Source organism: Paracoccus sp. PAMC 22219 (assembly GCF_000787695.1).
Lineage (GTDB): Bacteria > Pseudomonadota > Alphaproteobacteria > Rhodobacterales > Rhodobacteraceae > Paracoccus.
The window spans coordinates 1-7621 of record NZ_BBPH01000143.1 but is presented as its reverse complement, the minus strand read 5'-3'; the positions used below and the strand labels follow the sequence as shown (position 1 = coordinate 7621).

Below are 7621 nucleotides of genomic sequence, written 5' to 3'. Positions count from 1 at the left end.
CGCAGCTGGCCGAACAGCACATGCAGCCCGAACCACAGCGCCAGGTTCAGGATCACCCCCACCACCGCCGCTGTCACCGCCGTCAGCGCCGCCGTCAGGGCGTGGTTGTCGCGCAGGCGTTCGATGAAGGGCGCGCCCAGGAAGATCCACAGAAAGCAGGGCAGGAACGTGACCCATGTGGTCAGCAGCCCACCCAGTGTCGCGGCCAGCAGCGGCGGCATGCCGCCCGCCTCGCGCAGCGCCCCCATGAAGCCCACGAACTGGGTCACCATGATCAGCGGCCCCGGCGTGGTTTCCGCCATGCCCAGCCCGTCCAGCATCTCTCCGGGGGCCAGCCAGCCATAGGTCTCGACCGCCTGCTGGGCGACATAGGCCAGCACGGCATAGGCACCGCCGAAGGTCACCACCGCCATCACGCTGAAGAACCCGGCGATCTGAGAGAACACGTTCTGCGGCCCAAGCGCCAGAAACAGCGCCGCCACCGGCAGCAGCCACAGGCCCAGGAACACCGCCGATATGCGCGCAGCCCACCCGGCGCTGACCCGCGTGTGATCGGGTGTGCCGTCGCCCAGCAGCGTGTCGGCATCCGCGATCTGGACGCCACCCGCCGCGCCATGCCCGCCGCCGCCCCGGAACGCCGGAAGACCGGCCCGCGCGCCGATGAACCCCGCAAGGGCCGCACCCAGAATGATCACCGGAAACGGCACGCCGAACGCAAAGATCGCGACAAACGAGGCCGCGGCAATGCCGATCATCGTGCGGTTCTTCAGCGCGCGCGACCCGATGCGGATCACTGCCTGCACCACGATGGCCAGCACCGCGGCCTTGAGGCCGAAGAACAGCCCCTCCAGCGCGCCGGTATCGCCCCAGATCGCATAGATCCAGGACAGGGCCATGATCGCCACCACGCCGGGCACCACGAACAGCAGCCCGGCGATGATCCCGCCGATGGTGCGGTGCATCAGCCAGCCGATATAGACGGCCAGCTGCATCGCCTCGGGGCCGGGCAGCAGCATGCAATAGTTCAGCGCGTGCAGGAACCGCCGTTCGCCCAGCCATTTCTGTTCCTCGACCAGGATGCGGTGCATCAGGGCGATCTGGCCCGCGGGGCCGCCGAAACTCAGCAGGCCGATCCGCGCCCAGATACGGGTGGCCTGGGCCAGGGTCGGATAGGGACGGTCGGGCATCTCGGGTCCTTTGCAAGGCGTCTTCTGCGCGGTTATCCCGCGCCGCGGGCGCCGGTCAAGCTAGCGCGGTCCCATGGCCGAACCGTGACACGCGCGGGCATTCCCTTGCGCCGCATTCCGTGGCAGGGCAGGCCCAGCCCCGATTTGATACCTGCCCAAGGAGACCCCGATGCGGTTCTGGACCACGATCACCCTGATCCTCGTGCTGTCGGCCGTCGGCCTGACCTACGAGATCGCCGCGGGCCGCGTGCTGGCGCCGTTCTTCGGCACGTCGCTGGTGACCTGGACATCGGTGATCGCCACGATCCTGACCGGGTTCTCGCTTGGCAGTGCGCTTGGCGGGCTGGTGGCGGAACGCGAACCGGCGGTGGCGGTGCGCAGCGTCAGGCTGGCGCTGGTGGCGACGGCGGCGCTGATGGCGGCGTCCCCTGCGGTTCTGGGGCTGATCTATGCCTTGGGCGCGCGCGACACCGGGGGAATGCTGCTGGCGGTGTTCCTGGCGTTCTTTCCGGCATCGGTGCTGGTCAGCTTTCCGTCGCCGTTTCTGGCCAAGATGGCCGTCGATGCCCGCCCTGGACGCGAGGGGTCGTCGCTTGGGCTGGTGCTGGCGGCCGGGTCTCTTGGCGCGATCGCGGGCGCGGTGCTGGCCGGGTTCGTGACGCTGCCGCTGGCGGGATCGGTGGCGACCTTTGCCGGGTGCGGCGCGGTGGCGCTGATCTGCGCGGCGCTGGTACGGGCGCGCGGCGAGGGGGGCGCGCGTCGCCTGTCGCGGCCCGACGCGGTGATCGCGGTCGCGGCGGGGGCTGTGGCGGTGGCGGCGATCACCGCCAGCGGGCCGCTGTGCCGGTACGAATCCGGGATGTCCTGCATCGACGTGCAGCGCCATGGCGGCGCGGTGCACCTTTATTCCGACCGCACCCAGCAGGCCGCCGAACGGATCGCAACCGATGGCGGCGATCACCTGACGCTGTCCTATACGGACTGGATCTGGTCGCGGATGGACCGCGACCTGGGCGCCGCGCCGTCGGTCCTGTTCATCGGCGGGGGCGGCTATAGCCTGCCCACGATGCTGCTGGAACAGCGCCCCGATGCCCGCGCCGTCGCGGTCGAGATCGACCCCCTGATCACCCGCGTGGTCCGCGACGCCATGCCCTGGGCGGGTGCGATGATCGACCGCGAGGAGGGGGGGCGCCTTGGCATCGTGCATGCAGATGGCCGGGTATTCCTGAACCAGACCGGACAGCGGTTCGACGCGGCGGTCATGGACGCGTTCTCGTCAGGGTCGGTGCCCGCGCATCTGGCCACGCACGAGACCTATGCCCGCCTGCACGACATCGTCGACGGGCCGGTCTATGTGAACCTGATCGACGAACCGGACGGCCCGCTGGCGCGCGGCATCCACGCGATCCTGAGTGACCTTTATCCGCATGTTCAGGCTGTTCAGGGTCCGGTCAGCGACCGCGGGCTGGCCAACATCATGCTGGCGGCATCGGACGCGCCGCTGGACCCGGTGGCCGCCTATCCGGCGGATTACGGCCCCGTCCGGCTGGCGGCGGGGCGTGCCTTCACCGACGACCGCGGCTGGATTGGCCACCGCTAGCGCGCCCTGTCATCGCGGTTCAATTCGACCGATGATCTTGGAACCCCGCATGGGGTACAATGGCGGTAGAAGACCGGAATTCGCAGCGGCCCTTCTGTCAGAATGAGCCGGAACTGTGTGACGCCATGATGGGCAGTCCGCGGAGGAAACCACCGGCGTGACGATTTTCAGCGCCTGTGCACCATGCGGTTGCTACGCGTCGTGATCGACCGGCCCCCGGCTTTGCAGGTCATCTTTGCAGGCGCCGCCGTCGAGGTCGGGGCATGTGGTCCGCCGCACGCGGAACGACTGAGGTCTCAGAACCGGTCGACAGGGACCTTGAGGTAATGATGTCCGTCATCCTCTGCCGGGGGCAGGCGGCCGCCGCGCAGGTTGATCTGCAGCGCCGCCATGATCCGGTCGGGCAGGGGCAGCGTTGCGTCGCGGGCGTCGCGCAGGGCGATCCAGTCCTCGCGACGCGTGCCGTCGCGGACATGGCGGTTGGTGGCGCGGTGCTGGGCCACCGTCGCCTCCCATTGCGGTTCGTCCCGGTCCTTGGTGCCATAGTCGTGGCCCACGAACAGGCGCGTGTCGCCCGGCAGGGACAGGATCGCCTGGATCGAGTCCCACAGCTGGCTGCTGTCGCCGCCCGGAAAATCCGCGCGCGACGTGCCGGCATCGGGCTGCATCAACGTGTCATGCGTAAAGGCCGCATCGCCGCAGACATAGGTCACCGACCAAGCGTGTGCCCCGGCGACAGCATCACCCGGATCGACAGATCGCCCAGGAGGATCGTCTCTCCCGGTGCCAGCAGACGGTCGAAATCACGGACCGGGTCGAAGGCATGGGGCAGGTTGTACAGCCCCGCCCAGATGCGGGCGATGTCACCGACCTTGTCGCCGATGGCGGTCGGCGCGCCTGTCCGCCGTCCCAGCTGCGCCGAGGCCATGACGTGGTCGGCATGCGGATGGGTGTCCAGCACCCAGGCCACGGTCAGCCCCTGTTCGGCCACCAGCGCCAGCACCTGGTCCATGCTGCCGGTCGAAAAGCGATAGTGCTTGGGGTCCAGGTTCCAGACCACATCGATCAGCGCCGCCCGTTTCGTGGCCGGGTCGGCGCAGACATACTGGATCGACCCGGTATCGGGGTCATAGATGCCCCAGACATCCGGGCTGTCAGCACCGGTGGACGGGGAATGGCGGATGACGGGTTCTTTCAGCAGGCTCATGCGGTCCCCTTCATGACGGGTGCGGATTTCAGGCGGGCGCCGATCCACAGGCCCAGGATCATCGCCGGAACGAAAGCCAGCGTGCCCGGCGCCAGCAGGGGCAGGGCGGTCAGGGCAGGGCCGGGGCAGAACCCGCCGATGCCCCATCCGGCGCCGAACAGCAGCGCGCCGGTCAGCAGCGGCCGGTCGATCCGGCGATTGGTCGGCACGTCGAAGGTCGGGTTCAGCACCGGCGCCGCCCGCCGCCAGACCAGCCGATAGCCGATGAAGGTGGTCACGGTCGCGCCGCCCATCACGAAGGCCAGGCTGGGGTCCCACGCCCCGGCAAGGTCCAGAAAGTTCTGCACCTTGGCCGGATCGGCCATACCCGACACGATCAGCCCTACGCCAAAGATCAGCCCGGCCAGAAATCCCCATAAGACGCGCATCACAGCCCCCCCATCACATGGCGCAGCACAAAGACGGTGACGAACCCCGCCGCCATGAAGGTCGCGACCGCCGCCAGTGACCGCCCCGACAATCGCGCCAGCCCGCAGACCCCGTGCCCCGAGGTGCAGCCCGACCCAAGCGCGGTCCCCGTCCCGACCAGCAGGCCCGCGACGACCATCAGCGCCAGGTTCCCCGGCACGGTCTGAACGATGGTCCCGCCCAAGGCCAGAATCGCCAGCGGCGCGGCCATCAGGCCCAGCACGAAGGCGATCCGCCAGTCACGGTCGCGCGCCGCGCCGGGCAGGGCCATCGCGCCCTGGGTGATGCCCGCGATACCCGCAATGCGTCCGAACAGGCCCATCACCATCACGGCGCTGATCCCGATCAGGATGCCGCCGCCAAGCGAGGCCCAGGGGGTGAAGGTCGTCTCGGTCAGCATGATCGCCTGTCCTGTCACCGGGGATTGCGCCGGTTGGCGCGTCTGCTAAGCTATATATTCGATTCCTCTAAATAAGTCAAAGCTAATATATTGAGCGATCTTCCCGATCCATCCGTCGTGGCGCTGCAGGACATGGCCGATCACGTCGCGGCCCGACTGGCGCTGGTCGCCAACGCAAAACGCCTGCTGATCCTGTGCGAACTGGCCAAGGGCGAACGCCCGGTCGGCGCGCTGCAGGCGGCGGTGGGCCTGGGCCAGTCGGCGCTGAGCCAGCATCTGGCCCGCCTGCGCGAGGCCGGGATGGTCGCCACCCGCCGCGAGGGGCAGACGATCCATTACCGCATCAGCGACCCCGACCTCGAGGTGCTGATGCAGGCCCTCTACGCGGCGTTCTGCCAGCCGCGGCTGGACGCGCCCGCCCGGCCTGATCAGGAATAGGCGCCCGCCGAATAGGTCAGTTCATAGCTGTGGCTGTACAATTCAAAGACGTTGCCGAACGGGTCTCAGACGGGCCTTACCTCCGGAAAGTATTCGCGCACGTGCATCCGCTTGCCTCCGGCGGCGATGATCCGCGCCAGCAGCCCCTCCAGATCCGGATCCTTGATCACGAAATGGAACGTGCTGTTGCGGTGAAAGTCGAAATTGCCGTCGGCGGCATGGCTGCCCGCGAATTCGAACAGTTCGATCCCGTCCCCGGTGGACAGGTACGCGATCCGCAGCCGGTCCCAACAGGGGCCGAAGACATCGGTACACATCACGCCAATGGCGCTGTCATCCTCGGTCACGGTGCTCGGCTGCATCAGGACATAGAACCCCAGGACGCCGGAATGGAAGGCGACGGCGGCGTCCAGGTTTGGGACCGACAGGCCGGGGTGGGAAAGGGGGGGGGTAATCTCCTGTGCCAGTCCAAACGATCCACACAGGCGTGATCACGTCTGAAAAATTTCATCCCTCATTGTTTCCCAAAAGCGGCGTTAACATGGCTGCTGAACACCCCTTGGATCGAGACCTTCACCGTCTTGGCTAAGGAGGGGCATTTCACCCGCGCGGCGCAGCCGCTGAACATGACGCAGCCGGGCGTGTTCCGACATCTGCGCCTGCAACGGGTTCACCCGGACCGCCGCGGTGGCAAGCCCGCGCGATCTGTGGCATGCGTGCCATGCGCAGGAGCGCGCCCTGCGCGAGGCCAACTTACCCGACTGGCTGATGCGGGCCTTGTGCGCGTCGCTTGTTCGAGCACCTTGGTGATGCTGTTCAATCCCCATGCCATCGCGCTGATGCAACCCGCCCCGCGCTTGTCCATCTATGTCAAGGTCGCTGCAGGCTCAGGTTCTTGCCGCAGTGCTGGACAGGCGTTTCGATCTGGGCGTCACCGACCGCGACCCGCGCCATCCCCGCATCGACGCGGAGCGGATGGGGCAGGAGGGTCTGTGCCTGGTGATGCCTGCCGGGTCCCCGGGTCCGGTTCCTTTCAGCGACTTGGAGGCGCTCGGGCTGATCGATCACCCGGACTGCCATCACTATGCGGGTGACCTGCTCGCACTGAATCTCTCTGACGATTTTGATGGTGCGGACAGGCTGCGCGTGCGCAGGCGCGTGAACCAGATCTGTCAGGTCACGGCGCCGGTGGCACAGGGCGTGGGTTATACGTTGCTGCCCCGCAGGGGGCTTGCGGCATTCGCGGACACGAACCGCCTGCGGAACGCAGCTCTGCCGGACCGCCGCCATCACGAACGGTGGTCGATCATGCCCCATGGACATCCCCTAAGTGCTGGCTGGACCGTGTCCAAGCATCGATCCGCGCGCTTGGCGCCGACCTGGAATTATCGGATGGATCAATCATATCATATCATAGCATGATTGATGCGGTGCTATACTTCCCGTGCGACGCCATCGGACCAGCTCCTCGATCGGGGTCGGGGGCCCGCCTGGCAATGGCCGCTGCAGTTTCTCGGTCGCAGTCCCGCCAAGCCAACCCTCCCGTTCCTGCACCGTCGTTAAGGATAACCGGCATTGCCTTAGGATGGATCGCGCCGACTTCGGCATTGGGCGGGCTGGTCAGGAAATCGAAGAGATCGTCCGTCGGCTCTCCGTCCTTGACCGTGCGTACCGAATTCCAGCCGCGCGCCTTGATCCCGGCGAAGAGGATCGGGCCGCCACCGGTTGGAGCGGGACACTGGGCCCCGTGCCTCTTGCCCCGTGGCTCAGAAAAGCTGGTCAGCTGCACTAGGCAGCGATGCTCATGGCCCAGCCAGCGCCGCCAATGCGGCGAGGACAGGTTTCTGATATTCGTCACGCCGGGATCGCGCTCGGTCCGCAGAATGCTGCGGGGAAAGGGCATGTCTCATCGGGCCTTCACCAGTTCCGGGCCCTCTGCTCCGTTGCGGATGATCGGCGCCAGCTGATTGGGATAGACCCGCCCTGTTTCAAGGTTGCCCGCCTTGTCCGTCAACCCGGCGACCACCCGGATCATTTCCTCCTGGGTCGTCGTCATGTTGTATAGGTTGCAAAATTGGACATTCTTCTCAGCGATTGGTTGAAAGCTAGCTTGCAGCAGAAGACGTGCAGTCGCTCTGTTCCAGACACTATCTACCTAATTTTGCGCGAGAGATGGCTGCCCCCCTGCAGTATTTATTCTAGATCAGGTTCATGCGTACCGCCTGGCTGACTGCGCTCGTCGTATTGCGGATGACCTGCCATGGGATATTTCCTCCATCTGCGATTGGAGTCCGGCCCATGGTGCGCTGCTCCCCAACCTT

8 protein-coding genes and 2 pseudogenes are annotated in these 7621 nt (G+C 66.8%); 3 read left to right on the top strand and 7 right to left on the bottom strand.

Annotation, left to right across the window (positions count from 1 at the left end; all coding sequences use genetic code 11):
• Window positions 1–1187: chromate efflux transporter (chrA, locus tag TY51_RS15405; protein ID WP_042251029.1), on the bottom strand; the 1187-nt coding region annotated here is incomplete at its 3' end.
• Between the two features lie 169 nt (window positions 1188–1356).
• Here chrA and TY51_RS15400 point away from each other — a divergent pair.
• Window positions 1357–2787 carry a fused MFS/spermidine synthase gene (locus tag TY51_RS15400; protein WP_042251027.1) on the top strand — a complete coding sequence of 477 codons (1431 nt, stop codon included), beginning with the start codon at window positions 1357–1359 and terminating at the stop codon, window positions 2785–2787.
• Window positions 2788–3083: 296 nt separating this feature from the next.
• On the opposite strand, the pseudogene TY51_RS15395 reads toward TY51_RS15400, so the two are convergent.
• The 3 genes and pseudogenes from TY51_RS15395 to TY51_RS15385 all read right to left on the bottom strand — a co-directional run bounded on the left by TY51_RS15395 (window position 3084) and on the right by TY51_RS15385 (window position 4862).
• A pseudogene (locus tag TY51_RS15395) lies at window positions 3084–3994 on the bottom strand (MBL fold metallo-hydrolase).
• The gene (locus TY51_RS15390; RefSeq protein ID WP_042251026.1) at window positions 3991–4422 is read right to left on the bottom strand and encodes a DUF6691 family protein; all 432 of its coding nucleotides are present in this window, start codon (window positions 4420–4422) and stop codon (window positions 3991–3993) included. The pseudogene TY51_RS15395 and the gene TY51_RS15390 overlap by 4 nt, the downstream one beginning before the upstream one ends.
• A complete protein-coding gene (locus tag TY51_RS15385) occupies window positions 4422–4862 on the bottom strand; it encodes a YeeE/YedE family protein (protein WP_042251024.1) in 441 nt (146 codons plus the stop codon). Before TY51_RS15385 ends, TY51_RS15390 begins: the two co-directional genes overlap by 1 nt.
• A 90-nt stretch (window positions 4863–4952) precedes the next feature.
• Here TY51_RS15385 and TY51_RS15380 point away from each other — a divergent pair, with 90 nt between their 5' ends.
• On the top strand, window positions 4953–5300 hold the full coding sequence (locus TY51_RS15380) for a helix-turn-helix transcriptional regulator (RefSeq protein ID WP_231559088.1): 348 nt from the start codon (window positions 4953–4955) through the stop codon (window positions 5298–5300).
• On the opposite strand, the pseudogene TY51_RS15375 reads toward TY51_RS15380, so the two are convergent.
• Window positions 5291–5755: pseudogene (locus tag TY51_RS15375) on the bottom strand (VOC family protein). The gene TY51_RS15380 and the pseudogene TY51_RS15375 overlap by 10 nt on opposite strands.
• Window positions 5756–6203: 448 nt before the next feature.
• On the opposite strand from TY51_RS15375, the gene TY51_RS22125 reads away from it, so the two are divergent.
• Window positions 6204–6722 carry a substrate-binding domain-containing protein gene (locus TY51_RS22125; protein ID WP_052650318.1) on the top strand — a complete coding sequence of 173 codons (519 nt, stop codon included), beginning with the start codon at window positions 6204–6206 and terminating at the stop codon, window positions 6720–6722.
• On the opposite strand, the gene TY51_RS15365 is transcribed toward TY51_RS22125, so the two are convergent.
• Both TY51_RS15365 and TY51_RS22810 read right to left on the bottom strand, forming a co-directional pair.
• Window positions 6712–7203: a hypothetical protein gene (locus TY51_RS15365; protein WP_197054793.1), complete on the bottom strand. Its 492-nt coding sequence runs from the start codon at window positions 7201–7203 to the stop codon at window positions 6712–6714. The two genes, TY51_RS22125 and TY51_RS15365, sit on opposite strands and share 11 nt — an antisense overlap.
• A 3-nt stretch (window positions 7204–7206) precedes the next feature.
• Window positions 7207–7356, bottom strand: a complete 150-nt coding sequence (locus tag TY51_RS22810; RefSeq protein WP_197054792.1) for a hypothetical protein — start codon at window positions 7354–7356, stop codon at window positions 7207–7209.
• Between the last annotated feature and the right edge of the window lie 265 nt (window positions 7357–7621).